Here is a 15,314-nt window from a genome sequence, read left to right as displayed (position 1 = left end):
GGCCCAAGCCAGCGCTTCCGCAGACTACGACGAGAAGGCCGCCGGCCTCGACGACGAACAATTGCGCAAAGCCGCGGGCCTGCTCGATCTCGACGACCTCGCCGAAGCCGACGACATCCCCCAGTTCCTGGCCATCGCGCGGGAAGCCGCCGAACGCGCCACCGGGCTAAGGCCGTTCGATGTGCAGCTCCTCGGCGCGCTGCGCATGCTGGCTGGCGATGTGATCGAAATGGCAACCGGTGAAGGCAAAACGCTGGCCGGAGCGATCGCTGCCGCCGGGTACGCGTTGGGCGGCCGGCATGTCCACGTCGTCACGATCAACGACTACTTGGCTCGCCGCGACGCCGAGTGGATGGGTCCGCTGCTGGAGGCGATGGGCCTGACGGTCGGCTGGGTCACCGCCGAATCGACGGCTGACGAGCGTCGCGCAGCCTACAAGTGCAACGTCACCTACGCCTCGGTCAACGAGATCGGTTTCGACGTGCTGCGCGACCAGCTGGTCACCGATGTCGCCGACCTGGTGTCGCCCAATCCCGATGTGGCGCTGATCGACGAGGCCGACTCGGTGCTGGTCGATGAGGCGTTGGTCCCACTGGTGCTGGCCGGAACCACCCATCGCGAAACCCCACGGCTGGAGATCATTCGGCTGGTCGGCGAGCTGGAAGCCGGCGCGGACTTCGACACCGACTCCGATAGCCGCAACGTCCACCTGACCGAGGCCGGCGCGCACAAAGTCGAAAAACAGCTGGGCGGAATCGATTTGTATTCCGAAGAGCACGTCGGCACCACGCTTACCGAGGTCAACGTCGCGCTGCACGCGCATGTCTTGCTGCACCGCGACGTGCACTACATCGTGCGCGACGACGCCGTGCACTTGATCAACGCCTCCCGTGGCCGCATCGCCCAGCTGCAACGCTGGCCCGACGGTCTACAGGCGGCGGTCGAGGCCAAGGAAGGCATCGAGACCACCGAGACCGGCGAAGTGCTGGACACCATCACGGTGCAGGCGCTGGTCAACCGTTATCCGACGGTGTGCGGCATGACCGGCACCGCGTTGGCCGCCGGCGAGCAGCTGCGGCAGTTCTACAAGCTCAGCGTTTCCCAGATACCGCCGAACACGCCGAACATCCGCGAGGACGAGACCGACCGGGTTTACATCACCGCAGCGGCGAAAAACGACGCGATCATCGCCCACATCATCGATGTGCACGAGACCGGACAGCCGGTGCTGGTCGGCACCCGTGACGTGGCCGAATCCGAAGAGCTGCACGAGCGGCTGCAGCGCCGTGGGGTTCCCGCGGTGGTGCTCAACGCCAAGAACGACGCCGAGGAAGCCCGAGTGATCGCCGAGGCCGGGAAGCTCGCGGCGGTCACCGTCTCGACCCAAATGGCCGGCCGCGGTACTGACATCCGGCTCGGCGGCTCCGATATAAGCGACCATGCGCCTGAGAAAAAAGAGGTGGTCGAGCTGGGCGGGTTGCACGTAATCGGCACCGGCCGGCACAACACCGAGCGGTTGGATAACCAGCTACGCGGACGCGCCGGCCGCCAAGGCGATCCCGGTTCATCCGTGTTTTTCTCCAGCTGGGAAGACGACGTCGCCGCGGCAAACCTCGAACCCAACAAGCTGCCCATGCAGACCGACGAGGACGGCCGCATCGTCAGCTCCAAGGTGGCCGGACTGCTGGAACACGCCCAGCGGGTCGCCGAGGGACGGCTGCTCGACGTGCACGCAAACACCTGGCGCTACAACCAATTGATCGCTCAGCAACGCGCGATCATCGTGGAGCGGCGCAATACGCTGCTCAGCAGCGCCGCCGCCCGTGAGGAACTGGCCGAACTGGCGCCAGAGCGTTACGAGGAGCTCTCCGAGGACCTGTCGGAAGACCGCCTGGAAATGGTCTGCCGGCTGATCATGCTGTATCACCTCGACCGCGGCTGGGCCGACCATCTTGCCTATCTCGCCGACATCCGGGAAAGCATCCACCTGCGGGCCCTGGGCCGGCAGAACCCGCTGGACGAATTTCACCGGATGGCCGTGGACGCCTTCGCGTCGCTGGCTGCCGATGCCATCGAAGCGGCCCAGCAGACGTTCGAAACCTCCCCGACGATCGAGGACGAGCCCGGCGTGGACCTGTCCAAGCTGGCCCGCCCGACGTCGACGTGGACGTACATGGTGCACGACAACCCGTTGTCGGACGACTCGCTTTCCGCGCTGAGCCTGCCCGGCATCTTCCGCTAGGGCTGAAGCGAGCTAAGGTCACGGCTCATGGAGCGCGCCGCAGACGATCGGCTCCTGACGGTGCCCAATCTGCTGAGCGGGCTCCGTCTGGTGCTGATCCCGGTCTTCATCTACCTGCTGCTGGCTGCGCATTCCGACGGTTGGGCAGTGGCCGTCTTGATGTTCAGCGGCGCATCGGATTGGGCTGACGGCAAGATCGCCCGGCTGCTGAACCAGTCGTCGAAACTGGGGGAGTATCTGGATCCGGCCGTCGACCGGCTTTACATGGTGACCGTCCCCATCGCTCTCGGGCTGCGGGGCATCGTGCCATGGTGGATCATCGCTGTTCTGCTGGCCCGGGACTTGCTGCTGGCCGCGGAGCTGCCGCTGCTGCGCAGCCGCGGGTTCACCGCACTGCCGGTGATTTATATCGGCAAGGCCGCGACTTTTGCTCTGATGTCGGCCTTTCCGCTGATTTTGCTTGGCCATTACGACGCCACGTGGAGTCGCGTGATCCTGGCCTGCGGCTGGGCCTTTCTGATTTGGGGCACGTACTTCTACCTGTGGTCGTTCGTGTTGTACGCGGTGCAGGTGGTGTTGGTGATGCGCCGACTGCCTCCGGTGCGGCCCGGCCGCCGAAAGACGCTGACAAGCAGGGCAGATGTCGATGGGTGAACAGGCGCTCGGCGGTTACGACCCCTACGCGGGCCTCAGCGCACATGAGGCGGGGCGCCCACAGTTCATTCCGGTGCCGTCGCTGCTGCGTGCCCTGCTTTCCGAGCACCTCGACCCCGGTTACGCGGCCGCAGCGGCCAAGCGGGACCGCTCCGGCGAACCGCAGACCGGCCGAGCCCGCGTTTCGAACTGGGTCTGGGAAGCGTTGGCGGCCTTGCTGGTAGCCACGGTGTTCGCTGGCGCCGTCGCCCAGGCTCGGCTGGTCGCGCCGGGGGTCAGTGCGGCCCAACGGGTCCTGGCAGGCAGCGTGCGCTCAGAGGAGACGACGACCAGCGGCCTGACCGCACGCCGCAACGCGCTGACCGCGCAACGGGATGACGTCCAGCGCCGAGCGTTGGCCGAAGATGCTCAGGGCCAGCGACTGCTCGCCAACCTTGACCGGCTCAGCCTTGCCGCGGCGAGCACCCCGGTCACCGGCCCAGGTCTGAGCGTGACGGTCACCGATCCCGGGCTCGCTCCGAACCTTTCTGACGTGTCCAAGCAGCGGGTGGCCGGAAGTCGGCAGATCATTCTCGACCGGGATCTGCAGCTGGTGGTCAATTCGTTGTGGGCCAGCGGCGCTGAAGCGATCTCTGTCGGCGGTGTCCGGATCGGGCCGAACGTGACCATCCGGCAGGCGGGCGGCGCGATTCTGGTCGACAATAATCCGATCAGCAGTCCGTACAGGGTCCTGGCGGTCGGACCCCCACACTCCATGCAGGATGTTTTCAATAACAGCCCCGGCCTGCGCCGGCTACGGCTGTTAGAGGCGTCTTACAGCGTCGGTGTCGACGTCAGCGCCCGCGACGACCTCACGCTGCCCGCCGGCGCAGTCCGAGATGTCAAGTTCGCCAAGAAGATTGGGTCTTAGTGCTGAAATTTCACAGGGGAGCAGAGCACCGATGATCGGTATCGCGGCGCTAGTGGTCGGGATCGTGCTGGGTTTGGTATTCCATCCCAGCGTGCCTGAAGTCGTCCAGCCGTACTTGCCGATCGCGGTTGTCGCCGCGCTGGATGCGGTGTTCGGCGGGTTACGGGCCTATCTGGAGCGGATTTTCGACCCGAAGGTTTTCGTGGTGTCGTTCGTGTTCAACGTCTTGGTCGCCGCATTGATCGTCTATGTCGGCGACAAACTGGGCGTTGGCACACAGCTGTCGACCGCGATCATTGTCGTGCTTGGCATCCGCATCTTCGGTAACGCCGCCGCGCTGCGGCGCCGGCTGTTCGGGGCTTAGCTGGCATGAGGCCCACATGAACGACTCCAATCCCGAAGGCACGTCGCAGGACAACGCGCCAGAGTCCAAAGCCGACGAGACCGCGCAGGAACACGACCACGGCACCGACGAGGCTGCGCAGCACGGTCGACACGAGCTGCCGCCGCACCAACCGCCACCCGAGATCGGGGAGCTGCAGCCGCGGGGATTGCTCGGCATGCTCCGGCGTGGGCGCACGATCTTCGGCACGCTGGCGGTGATGCTGTGCGTGCTGCTCGGTGTCGCCATCGCCACCCAGGTTCGCCAAAACACTTCCGGCGACTCATTGGATACCGCCCGCCCGGCAGATCTGCTGGTGCTGCTGGATTCTCTGCATCAGCGAGAGGCGACGCTGAATACCGAAGTCGCCGAGTTGCAACGCACGTTGTCTTCGTTGCAGGCATCGGGCACCAGCGATCAGGCCGCCATTCAAAACGCGCAGGCCCGACTGGCCGCGTTGTCGATTCTGATCGGCACCGTCGGGGCAACGGGCCCGGGCGTCACCGTTCGGATCGACGACCCCGGACCAGGTGTGGCGCCTGAAGCGATGCTCGACGTGATCGACGAACTACGGGCTGCCGGCGCCGAGGCGATCCAGATCGGCGACGGGCATCAGGTGGTGCGAGCCGGAGTCGACACCTGGATCGTCGGCGCTCCCGGTGCGCTGACCGTCGACGGCAAAACTCTCATCCCGCCGTATTCGGTTCTGGCCATTGGCGATCCGCCGACACTGGCGGCGGCGATGAACATTCCCGGCGGCGCGGTGGACAGCGTGAAACGTGTTGGTGGCACCATGTCGGTCCAGCAGGGCGAGAAAGTCGACATCACCGCCTTGCGGCAACCAAAACCGCGCCAATACGCTCAGCCAGGAAAGTAATTGACCCCCGAGCGATCGACGAGAACAGGAACACCGTGAGCGAAATTCCGCCCGATCTGCACTACACCGCTGACCACGAGTGGGTTCGCCGTACCGGGGACAACACCGTTCGGGTGGGAATCACCGACTACGCGCAGTCGGCGCTTGGCGACGTCGTGTTCGTCCAGCTGCCCGATGTCGGTACGCAGGTGACCGCGGGGGAGTCCTTCGGCGAGGTGGAGTCGACCAAGTCGGTGTCGGATTTGTTCGCACCGGTTTCGGCGAAAGTCGTTGCCGTCAACAGCGATCTGGACGGCAACTCGCAGCTGGTCAATTCGGATCCCTACGGTTCCGGCTGGCTCCTTGAACTGGAAGTCGACGGTGGGTCCTTCGAGAACGACTTCGCGGCCCTGCTGGACGCCGAGGCCTACCGCGCCACACTGGCCGAATGACCCTTGTTATGGTTCCCTGCGCCGACGGCACTGCGCGCCACGCTGCGGTGAGGCGCATCCGCCGATCCGGCGGGGGAGGGCACATTGGGCTCCCGTGCGCGGTACGGTCGACACATCGACGGTCAAGGCAGGTGGGAAACCGGTCGAGCGGACCCAACCAGACAACGGCGCCAGTGAGGAGCAGCGGGTGACGGAGAAGGAAAACGACCAGACCTCTGATGAAGTCACGGTGGAGACGACATCGGTCTTCCGCGCCGACTTCCTCAATGAACTGGACGCTCCCGCACAAGCGGGTACTGAGACCGCGGTCTCCGGCGTGGAGGGACTGCCGGTCGGTTCGGCGTTGCTGGTTGTCAAAAGAGGACCCAACGCCGGGTCTCGCTTCCTGCTCGACCAGGCAACCACCTCGGCCGGGCGCCATCCCGACAGCGACATCTTCCTCGACGACGTGACGGTGAGCCGGCGGCATGCGGAATTCCGGTTGGAGTCCGATGAGTTTCAGGTCGTGGACGTCGGCAGCCTCAACGGCACCTACGTCAACCGGGAGCCCGTCGATTCAGCGGTGCTGGCAAACGGCGACGAGGTCCAGATCGGAAAATTCCGGCTGGTCTTCTTGACCGGCCCCAAGGTCGGTGACGACGACGGAGGGCCCGGAAGCTAGTGACCGCGCCCGAGACCCCCGCGCTGGCCGGGATGTCGATCGGAGCGGTCCTCGACCTGCTACGGCCAGACTTTCCGGACGTGACGATCTCCAAGATCCGCTTCTTGGAGGCCGAGGGTCTCGTCACGCCGCAGCGTGCGGCATCGGGCTATCGCCGTTTCACCGCTTACGACTGCGCGCGGCTGCGCTTCATCCTGACTGCTCAGCGCGACCAGTACCTACCGCTGAAGGTGATCAAAGCCCAGCTAGACGCCCAGCAGGATGGCGAGTTGCCGCTCGCCGTATCCCCTTATGGGGTACCGCGATTGGTGTCGGTCGGGAACGGCGCACCTGCTGAGCCGGGCTCGGACCCGGCGGCGGTGGCACCTACCCGCATCCGGCTCAGCCGCGAAGATCTGCTCGAACGTTCGGCCGTCGACGCCGACCTGTTGACCGCGCTGCTCAAGGCGGGGGTGATCACCACCGGCCCAGGCGGGCTCTTCGACGAGCACGCGGTGGTGATCTTGCAGTGCGCCCGGGCCCTCGCCGAGTACGGGGTCGAACCGCGTCACCTGAGGGCATTCCGGTCGGCCGCTGATCGGCAATCCGACCTGATCGCGCAAATCGCCGGCCCGCTTGTCAAGGCCGGCAAGACCGGCGCCCGTGACCGCGCCGACGACCTGGCGCGAGAAGTTGCCGCACTGGCAATCACGTTGCACACGTCGTTGATCAAGTCGGCAGTGCGCGACGTTCTGCACCGTTAAAGGACTAGACTTTCCTCGTCAGCTTGTGTTCGGCGGCTTGGTCTTACACCTCGACGTCGAGCAGGGCCTGATACGGACACGGCAGCACGTGCGGAGGGCAGACACAGATGGGTGAAGTTCGCGTCGTCGGCATTCGCGTCGAGCAGCCGCAGAACCAGCCGGTGCTGTTGCTCCGCGAGGCCAACGGTGACCGCTACCTGCCGATCTGGATCGGCCAATCCGAGGCTGCGGCGATCGCTCTTGAGCAGCAGGGCGTCGAGCCGCCGCGCCCGCTGACTCACGATTTGATCCGCGATCTCATTGCCGCACTTGGCCATTCGCTCAAAGAGGTGCGGATCGTGGACTTGCAGGAAGGTACGTTCTACGCCGATCTGATCTTTGATCGCAACATCACCGTTTCGGCGCGGCCATCGGATTCGGTGGCCATCGCTTTGCGGGTCGGCGTCCCGATTTATGTCGAGGAGGCGGTTCTCGCGGAGGCGGGCCTGCTGATTCCCGACGAGAGCGACGACGAGCCCTCCACCGCGGTTCGCGAAGACGAGGTGGAGAAGTTCAAAGAGTTTTTAGACAGTGTGTCGCCCGACGATTTCAAGGCCACCTAGGGCCTCTGCGCTGCGCGTCAGCAACGCGGTCGGCGCAGGTCAAGCAGCGCTATGTCGAAGCCTCCAATATCACGGATGCGTCTCATCTGCGAGTTCGACCTCGACACGCCCTTTGGATAGCGTGGAGTCATCGCGACGACCGCCATACTTTGATCTCGAACTGATTAGTGCCTGATTAGTTCTAGAAGCACCGCAGCGTGTCGAAAAGCGTATGCTCACAAGCACTCGGCTGAGCAATCGCGGCTACCGGCAGCCCGCTAACGAGCGTGATCGGCGAGAGGAAGCACCGTGGGAGACCAACCACGTCACGACCAATTGGACCTCGAGTCCGTCACCGCGATCGACGACCCCGCAGCAAGCCGCCCCGAACCAGCCGTCCGCGAACCGGTGCAAGCCGGCTTGTTTCCCGACGACTCGGTGCCTGACGAATTGGTGGGCTATCGGGGCCCGAGTGCATGCCAAATCGCCGGCATTACGTATCGCCAACTGGACTACTGGGCCCGCACGTCGCTGGTCGTGCCATCGATTCGCAGTGCGGCTGGATCCGGCAGCCAGCGGCTGTATTCGTTCAAAGACATTCTGGTGCTCAAGATCGTGAAGCGGCTGCTGGACACCGGCATCTCGCTGCATAACATCCGCGTCGCGGTCGATCATCTGCGCCAGCGCGGTGTGCAGGATTTGGCCAATATCACGCTGTTCTCCGATGGCACCACGGTCTACGAGTGCACGTCGGCCGAAGAGGTCGTGGACCTGCTGCAAGGCGGACAGGGCGTGTTCGGCATTGCCGTCTCCGGGGCGATGCGGGAGTTGACCGGCGCTATCGCCGACTTCCCCGGCGAGCGCGCCGACGGCGGCGAGTCGATCGCCGCGCCGGAAGACGAGCTTGCCTCCCGGCGCAAGCACCGCGACCGCAAGATCGGTTAACCCGAGCTAACCGCCTATCTCAGCGTCGTTTCAACTCGGCTGCGTACCGTCAGCCGTGTGAATGAGGTTGCCAAACAGGCGCTGAGCAAGGTGCCAGCGGTCACCTTGGGCTTTTGGGTGATCAAGGTCCTCGCGACGACGCTCGGCGAGACCGCCGGCGACACGGTCACGATGACGCTGAACTGGGGCTATCTGGCCGGAGTCGGGCTGTTCGCTGTGGCGCTGGTGGTACTGGTTGCCGTGCAGATCGCCGCCAAGCGTTTCCATCCGCTTCTGTACTGGGGGGCGATCGTTGCCTCGACGACATTCGGCACCACGTTGGCCGACTTCGCCGACCGATCGCTGGGGATTGGCTACACGGGTGGATCGCTGGTGCTGTTGTGTTGTGTGTTGGCCACGCTGGGCCTCTGGCGTTGGTCGGCGGGAACGGTGTCGGTAGATACGGTTACGACGCCGAAAGCCGAGGGCTTCTACTGGGCCACAATCACTTTTTCGCAGACGCTGGGCACCGCCCTCGGTGACTGGCTCGCCGACACCGGTGGGTTTGGTTACGAGCGTGGTGCGCTGGTGTTCGGCGCGGGGCTCGTCGTGGTCGCCGCGTTGTATTTCTGGACCAGCATCTCGCGCGTCACGCTCTTCTGGGTCGCCTTCATCCTTACCCGGCCGCTCGGCGCCACCGTGGGCGACTTCCTCGACAAACCCGTCAACAACGGCGGCTTGGACGTGAGCCGCCCGCTGGCGTCGGCGGTGATCGCGGCGCTGATCGTCGCGGCGATCATTGTCCTGCCGCAGCGCCCCGGACAGCACCCCGGCGAGAAAGAAGTTCCGAGCGCAGCCGCCTAGCACTACGCCGCGTCCGCCCATCGCCGCCGCGTAGCGGTAAGATCGGCTTCGCATCGCTCTGGTGCGGGAGAGTTCCGTAGCTGCCAGCCACGGACGCCGAAGGAGCAATACCTCTCCGTCAACCTCTCAGGCACCCGGACCGTGCCAGACCCCGATGCCTCTGGAAAGCGGTGGCCCTTGATCGGGTCGCCCGCCCATGGGGAAAGACATGCGAATGTCGAATCTCTCAGGCACCCGGTTCGGGTAGACGACAGAGGGAGAGGAACGCACCGCACGTGCAGTTCCGCCTGACGTCAGGAGTCCGCCAGAGTGTCCGACCACACCAGCCCGCTTTTCGCCGACCGACACATCGGTCCGGACAGCGACGCCGTCGCGGCCATGCTCGAGGTCGTCGGTGTCGACTCCCTGGAGGAGTTGGCGCGTCGTGCGGTGCCCGCCGGGATCCTCGACACGTTGACCGACACCGGCGCTGCACCCGGTCTGGATCAGCTGCCCCCGCCGGCCAGCGAGGCGCAGGCGCTGGCCGAGCTGCGGACGCTGGCCGATACCAACACCGACGCGGTGTCGATGATCGGGCAGGGTTACTACGACACACTCACGCCGCCGGTATTGCTGCGCAACATCATGGAGAACCCGGCCTGGTACACCGCCTACACCCCGTACCAGCCGGAGATCAGCCAGGGCCGGCTGGAGGCTCTGCTGAACTTCCAGACCGTGGTCGCCGACCTGACCGGTCTCGAAGTAGCCAACTCGTCGATGCTCGACGAGGGCACCGCCGCCGCCGAAGCGATGACGCTGATGCACCGCGCGGTTAAAGGCAACACCAACCGGCTGGCTGTCGACGTTGACGTGTTCGCTCAGACCGCCGCGGTACTGGCCACCCGCGCCGAGCCGCTGGGGATCGAGATCGTCACCGCCGATCTGCGAGACGGCCTGCCCGACGGCGAGTTCTTCGGCGTCATCGCGCAGCTGCCGGGAGCCAGCGGGCGGGTCACCGACTGGTCTGCGCTGGTGTCGCAGGCACATGAGCGCGGTGCTTTAGTGGCCATCGGCGCGGACCTGCTGGCACTGACGCTGCTCGCTCCGCCGGGCGAGATCGGCGCCGATGTGGCATTCGGTAACACCCAAAGATTCGGTGTGCCAATGGGATTCGGCGGTCCACATGCCGGGTACCTGGTGGTGCACACCAAGCATGCCCGTCAACTGCCTGGCCGGCTGGTCGGTGTTTCTGTCGACGCCGACGGCTCACCGGCCTACCGGTTGGCGCTGCAGACGCGCGAACAGCACATCCGTCGGGACAAGGCGACTAGCAACATCTGCACGGCCCAGGTCCTGTTGGCGGTGATGGCGGCGATGTATGCCAGCTACCACGGCGCGGACGGGCTGGCCGGGATCGCCCGGCGGGTGCACGCTCATGCCGAGGCGATCGCTGCCGCACTCGGCGACGCACTGGTGCATGACACGTACTTCGATACTGTGCTGGCCAGCGTGCCCGGACGCGCCGACGAGGTAGTCGCGGCCGCCAAGGCCAACGGCATCAACGTGTGGCGCGTCGACGCCGACCACGTGTCGGTGGCGTGCGACGAAGCGACGACAGACGAGCACGTTGCAGCAGTCCTGGAGGCTTTCGGTGTATCGGCCACCAAACACTGCGCTCTTGACGCCAGCCTCGGGGCGGGCCGGACGTCGGAGTTTCTGACCCATCCGGCGTTCACCCGGTATCGCACCGAGACGTCGATGATGCGCTATCTGCGTGCGCTGGCGGATAAAGACCTTGCGTTGGACCGCAGCATGATTCCGCTCGGCTCGTGCACGATGAAACTCAACGCCGCAGCAGAAATGGAATCGATCACCTGGCCGGAGTTCGCCCACCAGCATCCCTTCGCCCCGGCATCGGACACTCCGGGCCTGCGGCGCCTGATCGCTGATCTGGAGACCTGGCTGGTGCAGATGACCGGCTACGACGCGGTGTCGCTGCAACCCAACGCGGGATCGCAGGGCGAGTACGCGGGGCTGCTGGCGATCCATGCCTACCACGCCAGCCGTGGCGAACCGCAGCGCGACGTGTGCCTGATTCCGTCCAGCGCGCATGGCACCAACGCTGCGTCCGCGGCGTTAGCCGGGATGCGGGTCGTGGTGGTGGCCTGCCGCGATAATGGCGATGTCGACCTCGACGACCTGCGCGCCAAGGTCAGCGAACACGCCGAGCGGCTTTCGACGCTGATGATCACCTATCCGTCGACGCACGGCGTGTACGAGCACGATATCGCCGAGATCTGCGCCGCCGTTCATGACGCGGGCGGTCAGGTCTATGTCGACGGCGCCAACCTCAACGCGCTGGTCGGGCTCGCCCGACCCGGGAAATTCGGCGGCGACGTCAGCCACCTGAACCTGCACAAAACGTTCTGCATCCCGCACGGCGGCGGCGGCCCGGGCGTCGGACCGGTGGCGGCGCGCTCACATCTGGCGCCGTTCCTGCCGGGCCACCCGCTGGCACCCGAACTGCCGCAGGGGCCGCCGGTCTCGTCGGCGCCATACGGGTCAGCATCGATATTGCCGATCACCTGGGCGTACATCCGGATGATGGGCGCACCGGGTCTGCGGGCCGCGTCGCTGGTTGCGATCGCCTCGGCCAACTACATAGCCCGCCGACTCGACGAGTACTACCCGGTGCTCTACACCGGCGAGAACGGTATGGTCGCCCACGAGTGCATTCTGGATCTGCGGCCGATCACCAAGTCGACTGGCGTGACCGTGGACGACGTCGCAAAACGCTTGGCGGACTATGGTTTTCACGCGCCGACTATGAGCTTCCCGGTGGCCGGCACGCTGATGGTGGAGCCCACCGAAAGTGAGAGCCTGGCTGAGATCGATGCGTTCTGCGACGCCATGATCGCCATCCGCAGCGAGATCGAAAATGTGGCGGCCGGGCTGTGGTCTGTTGAAGACAACCCGCTGCGGGGTGCGCCGCACACCGCCGAGTGCCTAGTGGTCGACAAGTGGGAGCACCCGTACACCCGCGAGCAGGCCGCCTATCCGCTCGGCCGCGAGTTCCGGCCCAAGGTGTGGCCGCCGGTGCGCCGCATCGACGGCGCTTACGGCGATCGCAACCTGGTGTGCTCCTGCCCGCCGGTCGAGGCCTATACCTAACGCAGCCTGAGCTACATACCCAGCGCCGCGAGGATCTGTTGCGGCACGACGTCCACCAGCTCAGTGAAGAAACCGCCCACTGGATCTACGGTGACGCTGGCCAGGTCGCCCAGCCCGAGATCGCCGAGCAGGCCGCCAAGCGTCAGGTTGGAAATGTCGCCCAGGTTGGTCAGGTCTAACGGCAGGTTAGAAATGCCCAGGTCGTTGAGCAGATCACCCAGGCTCACGGTGTTCAGCAGGCTGCCGACGTTCAGGCCGTCGAGATTCAGGTCACCCAGCAGTTGGCTCAGGCTCAGGTCACCGGTTGCGCTGGAGAAGCCGAGAGCGCCCAGCAACCCACCCACGGTTAGACCGCTCGGCGTGACGCCGCCGACTCCGAGCGCCGTCAGTATGCTCTGCAGGCTGTCGTTGATGCTCTGACCGCCCAGCAAACTGCCAATCGTCTCACTGTTCAACGCGGTTTCGAGGCTAGTGGCGTTGAGGAGAGTGGTGGTGCTGAGGCCAAGACCGGAGAGGATCGGGTCCAGGAGGCCGGCGACGGTTCCGAGGGCACCGCCGAGGGCAGTGTTGAGGTCCGTGACAAGACCCGTTAGCAGGCCAAGGTTCGACAGCTCAGTGCCCAGACCCGTGCTAAGGAAGGGACCTAACCCCACAGCGCCCAAGAAGGTGCCAAGACCGACATCCGCGGTCGGGTTGAGACCAAAGGCGCTCAGCACACTGTCCAGCGTCAGACTGTTCAGGTTGACGTTCGTGTCCAGACCCAAGTCGCCCAACAGGCCGGTGAGGCTGAAGCTGCCCAAGCCGAGGTTGCCTAGCCCCAGGTCACCCAGCAGGGTGCCCAGGTTCGGGTTGCCCAGCAGGGTGCCGAGACCGTCGGAGCTCAGCCCGAGATCGTTGAACAACCCACCCAGGGTCAGGTTGCCCAGGCCGAGCTGACTCAACAGGCTGGTCAGGTCGAGATCAGTCAGCTTCAGGTCGCCCAGCCCCAGCGCGTCCACGAGGTTGGTGAGACTGAGGTTCACGTCGACCGGCTGCAGGGGAGCGATTAGGCCGTTCCAGAACGGGATGGTGATGGTGCCGTTCAGCAGGCTGATGTTGTCCTGGCCGTTGAAGAAGCCATTCAGGACGGTGGCAGTGGCCTCGAACGGGTTGCTCGCGTATTGTGGCGCGACTTCGCCGAGCGCGGTGAGCCCGGCCCCCCAAGCCCCGAGTTCTGCGATTCCGAGCGCGAGCCCCGGCGGCAGGTCAATCGTGATCTGTCCCGGCAGCGAGGTGAGGTGGGTGGTGATGTCTGGCGTGAGATTTGAGAACGCCGTAAGCACTTCGCCGGGATTGCTCAGGAGCAAGCTAGACACTTGCGAAATCGCCGACGAGTCAGCGGCGCTGAAAATGTTCTGCCAGTTGGTCGCCGACTCGGCAAAGAAGTCGGACCACGCGTCGACCAGTCGGACCGGTCGGACTTGTGCACCGATTGGCGGTGCCGCCACCGGAGTGACAGCAATCATGCTGGCGCCGACCAAGGCGATACCAGTCGTGACGTAGGGGCGAAGTGCTTGTTGCATGACACATCTCCTCCGGTTGGGCGTCGGCTGTGACTCACCTCACAGCTGGGTTGGACCATACCTGAGATTCAGCTAAAAAACACCCAAAAATTCACCATGTGCCCAATAAAAACCCTGGTATCCGTGAAATCGGATTAACAATCCGGTATATCGGATGTGCTCAACCGTGGCTCACACCGGTGGAGGCATGCAGCGCCCTGACTCGCGGCTTCCCGGGGATTCGGATTGTCGGACAAACCGTAGGCGCATCACCAGGCTGCGGCCGCTCATCCAGCAGACGGCCGGTCAGCTCAAGAAGTTGGTCACCGCAGTCGCCAGCTCGGGCGAATCCGACGTCGCCAGGTTCTGGTAGGAGCCACCGGACAGCTTCGCAACCGCCTCCCAGGTCTCCCGGTCGGAATCGGAGCCAAAGTCGATGACGTTGACGGCCACCGGCTTGGCCGGGTCATTACTTTGCTTGATGAAATCCTCAAGACCCTGACCGCCCAGCGTCTGGTCGCTATGCGGCCCGGCGGTGATCACCAACACCGAATTCGTTTGCCCAGCGTGGTAATTGGTAAGCGCATCCTTGTAGAGCAGCCGCAGCGTGGTGAACGACACCGCGCCACCGGACGACGCGTGCTGCTTGTCCAGTGCGGCCGTCAGTGCGTCCGATCGGGGCTTGCCGTCGACGGAATCGGACAGTGGGCCCGCCGGCACCTCGCTTCGGCCTTCTTTCCCGTCGAACGTCCACAGCCCGATCACGGAGTTGGGCGGCAGAGCCTTGATCCGGTTGTTAAGCGCAGCAACCACATTGGCCAGTCGGGTCTTGCCGCCTTCATCGGTAATCATCGACTGCTCGAGCATGATAATGGCCGCCGGCCCGCTCGACGGTGTGGTTACGGTATTCGCCAGCGTGGCGCGCATCGAGTCGTCGCCCACCGACAGCGTCGACGGCAACGCCGCGAAACTCGTGACGTCGCTTTTCGGTGGCTTGACCCCTTGCACGCGGAAGCCGGCTTTGGCTAGCTCGGCGAGTTGATCGGACTTGTGCATGAACTGGACGAACGCGCTGGCCGCGGTCTCTTGGTCCTGCGACAGCCACGACCCCTTGAGCAGCACGGCGGGGTAGTCGGCCACCGCGGCCGGGCCCGGCGGCAGCCAGGAGCTCAGCGTGCCGCTAGCGTCGGGCAACGATTCGCCACGCTGGAACAGTTGCTGTTCGGTGGTGACCACCGCGTGCACCGGGGCCGTAGCCGGATCACCCGGCCGCACAAGCACATTCATCGCCTCGGCCAGCGAGTTGTCGGCCAACTTGGGTTGACCGGCGATCAGCGTGCGGACGGCGCCGCTG

The 15,314-nt window shown here is 65.1% G+C and carries 13 protein-coding genes, 1 pseudogene and 1 riboswitch; of the genes and pseudogenes, 12 read left to right on the top strand and 2 right to left on the bottom strand.

Features of this window, described 5'->3' with window-relative positions; genetic code table 11:
* The 12 genes from secA2 to gcvP all read left to right on the top strand — a co-directional run.
* Positions 1–2,242: accessory Sec system translocase SecA2 (secA2, locus tag WB785_RS01710; protein ID WP_424076970.1), on the top strand; the 2,242-nt coding region annotated here is incomplete at its 5' end.
* Positions 2,243–2,269: 27 nt separating this feature from the next.
* Positions 2,270–2,896, top strand: coding sequence for a CDP-alcohol phosphatidyltransferase family protein (locus tag WB785_RS01705; protein ID WP_424076969.1), 627 nt, complete (start codon positions 2,270–2,272; stop codon positions 2,894–2,896).
* Positions 2,883–3,806, top strand: a complete 924-nt coding sequence (locus tag WB785_RS01700) for a DUF881 domain-containing protein (RefSeq protein ID WP_424076968.1) — start codon at positions 2,883–2,885, stop codon at positions 3,804–3,806. The genes WB785_RS01705 and WB785_RS01700 overlap by 14 nt, the downstream gene beginning before the upstream one ends.
* A 31-nt stretch (positions 3,807–3,837) precedes the next feature.
* Positions 3,838–4,170, top strand: coding sequence for a small basic family protein (locus WB785_RS01695; RefSeq protein ID WP_424076967.1), 333 nt, complete (start codon positions 3,838–3,840; stop codon positions 4,168–4,170).
* A gap of 16 nt (positions 4,171–4,186) precedes the next feature.
* Positions 4,187–5,065, top strand: a complete 879-nt coding sequence (locus WB785_RS01690) for a DUF881 domain-containing protein (protein ID WP_424076966.1) — start codon at positions 4,187–4,189, stop codon at positions 5,063–5,065.
* A gap of 35 nt (positions 5,066–5,100) precedes the next feature.
* On the top strand, positions 5,101–5,496 hold the full coding sequence (gcvH, locus tag WB785_RS01685; protein WP_424076965.1) for a glycine cleavage system protein GcvH: 396 nt from the start codon (positions 5,101–5,103) through the stop codon (positions 5,494–5,496).
* Between the two features lie 187 nt (positions 5,497–5,683).
* Positions 5,684–6,157, top strand: a complete 474-nt coding sequence (gene garA / locus WB785_RS01680; RefSeq protein ID WP_424076971.1) for a glycogen accumulation regulator GarA — start codon at positions 5,684–5,686, stop codon at positions 6,155–6,157.
* Entirely contained in the window at positions 6,157–6,900 is a 744-nt protein-coding gene (locus WB785_RS01675) for a MerR family transcriptional regulator (RefSeq protein ID WP_424076964.1), read from the top strand. The genes garA and WB785_RS01675 overlap by 1 nt, the downstream gene beginning before the upstream one ends.
* A gap of 107 nt (positions 6,901–7,007) precedes the next feature.
* Positions 7,008–7,502: a bifunctional nuclease family protein gene (locus tag WB785_RS01670; protein ID WP_219069199.1), complete on the top strand. Its 495-nt coding sequence runs from the start codon at positions 7,008–7,010 to the stop codon at positions 7,500–7,502.
* 288 nt (positions 7,503–7,790) lie between these two features.
* Positions 7,791–8,426, top strand: coding sequence for a MerR family transcriptional regulator (locus WB785_RS01665; RefSeq protein ID WP_424076963.1), 636 nt, complete (start codon positions 7,791–7,793; stop codon positions 8,424–8,426).
* Between the two features lie 57 nt (positions 8,427–8,483).
* Positions 8,484–9,269, top strand: coding sequence for a hypothetical protein (locus WB785_RS01660; protein WP_424076962.1), 786 nt, complete (start codon positions 8,484–8,486; stop codon positions 9,267–9,269).
* 54 nt (positions 9,270–9,323) lie between these two features.
* Positions 9,324–9,421: riboswitch (glycine riboswitch) on the top strand.
* Between the two features lie 157 nt (positions 9,422–9,578).
* Complete coding sequence (gcvP, locus tag WB785_RS01655; protein ID WP_424076961.1) at positions 9,579–12,419, top strand: aminomethyl-transferring glycine dehydrogenase; 2,841 nt, start codon at positions 9,579–9,581, stop codon at positions 12,417–12,419.
* An 11-nt stretch (positions 12,420–12,430) separates the two neighbouring features.
* Here gcvP and WB785_RS01650 read toward each other — a convergent pair whose 3' ends face one another.
* Entirely contained in the window at positions 12,431–13,981 is a 1,551-nt protein-coding gene (locus WB785_RS01650; protein WP_424076960.1) for a hypothetical protein, read from the bottom strand.
* A gap of 285 nt (positions 13,982–14,266) precedes the next feature.
* A pseudogene (locus tag WB785_RS01645) lies at positions 14,267–15,314 on the bottom strand (hypothetical protein); the annotation flags it as partial.

It is taken from the genome of Mycobacterium sp. (assembly GCF_049585075.1).
In the GTDB taxonomy this organism is placed as follows: domain Bacteria; phylum Actinomycetota; class Actinomycetes; order Mycobacteriales; family Mycobacteriaceae; genus Mycobacterium.
Note: the sequence above shows the minus strand (reverse complement) of the source record. Positions and strands in the feature narration are given on the sequence as shown.

Excerpts from the sequence above, each read along its gene's own strand:
- WB785_RS01705 (WP_424076969.1), top strand. The coding sequence starts at position 2,270 with ATGGAGCGCGCCGCAGACGATCGGCTCCTGACGGTGCCCAATCTGCTG.
- WB785_RS01700 (WP_424076968.1), top strand. The coding sequence starts at position 2,883 with ATGTCGATGGGTGAACAGGCGCTCGGCGGTTACGACCCCTACGCGGGC.
- WB785_RS01695 (WP_424076967.1), top strand. The coding sequence starts at position 3,838 with ATGATCGGTATCGCGGCGCTAGTGGTCGGGATCGTGCTGGGTTTGGTA.
- WB785_RS01690 (WP_424076966.1), top strand. The coding sequence starts at position 4,187 with ATGAACGACTCCAATCCCGAAGGCACGTCGCAGGACAACGCGCCAGAG.
- WB785_RS01670 (WP_219069199.1), top strand. The coding sequence starts at position 7,008 with ATGGGTGAAGTTCGCGTCGTCGGCATTCGCGTCGAGCAGCCGCAGAAC.
- WB785_RS01650 (WP_424076960.1), bottom strand. The coding sequence starts at position 13,981 with ATGCAACAAGCACTTCGCCCCTACGTCACGACTGGTATCGCCTTGGTC.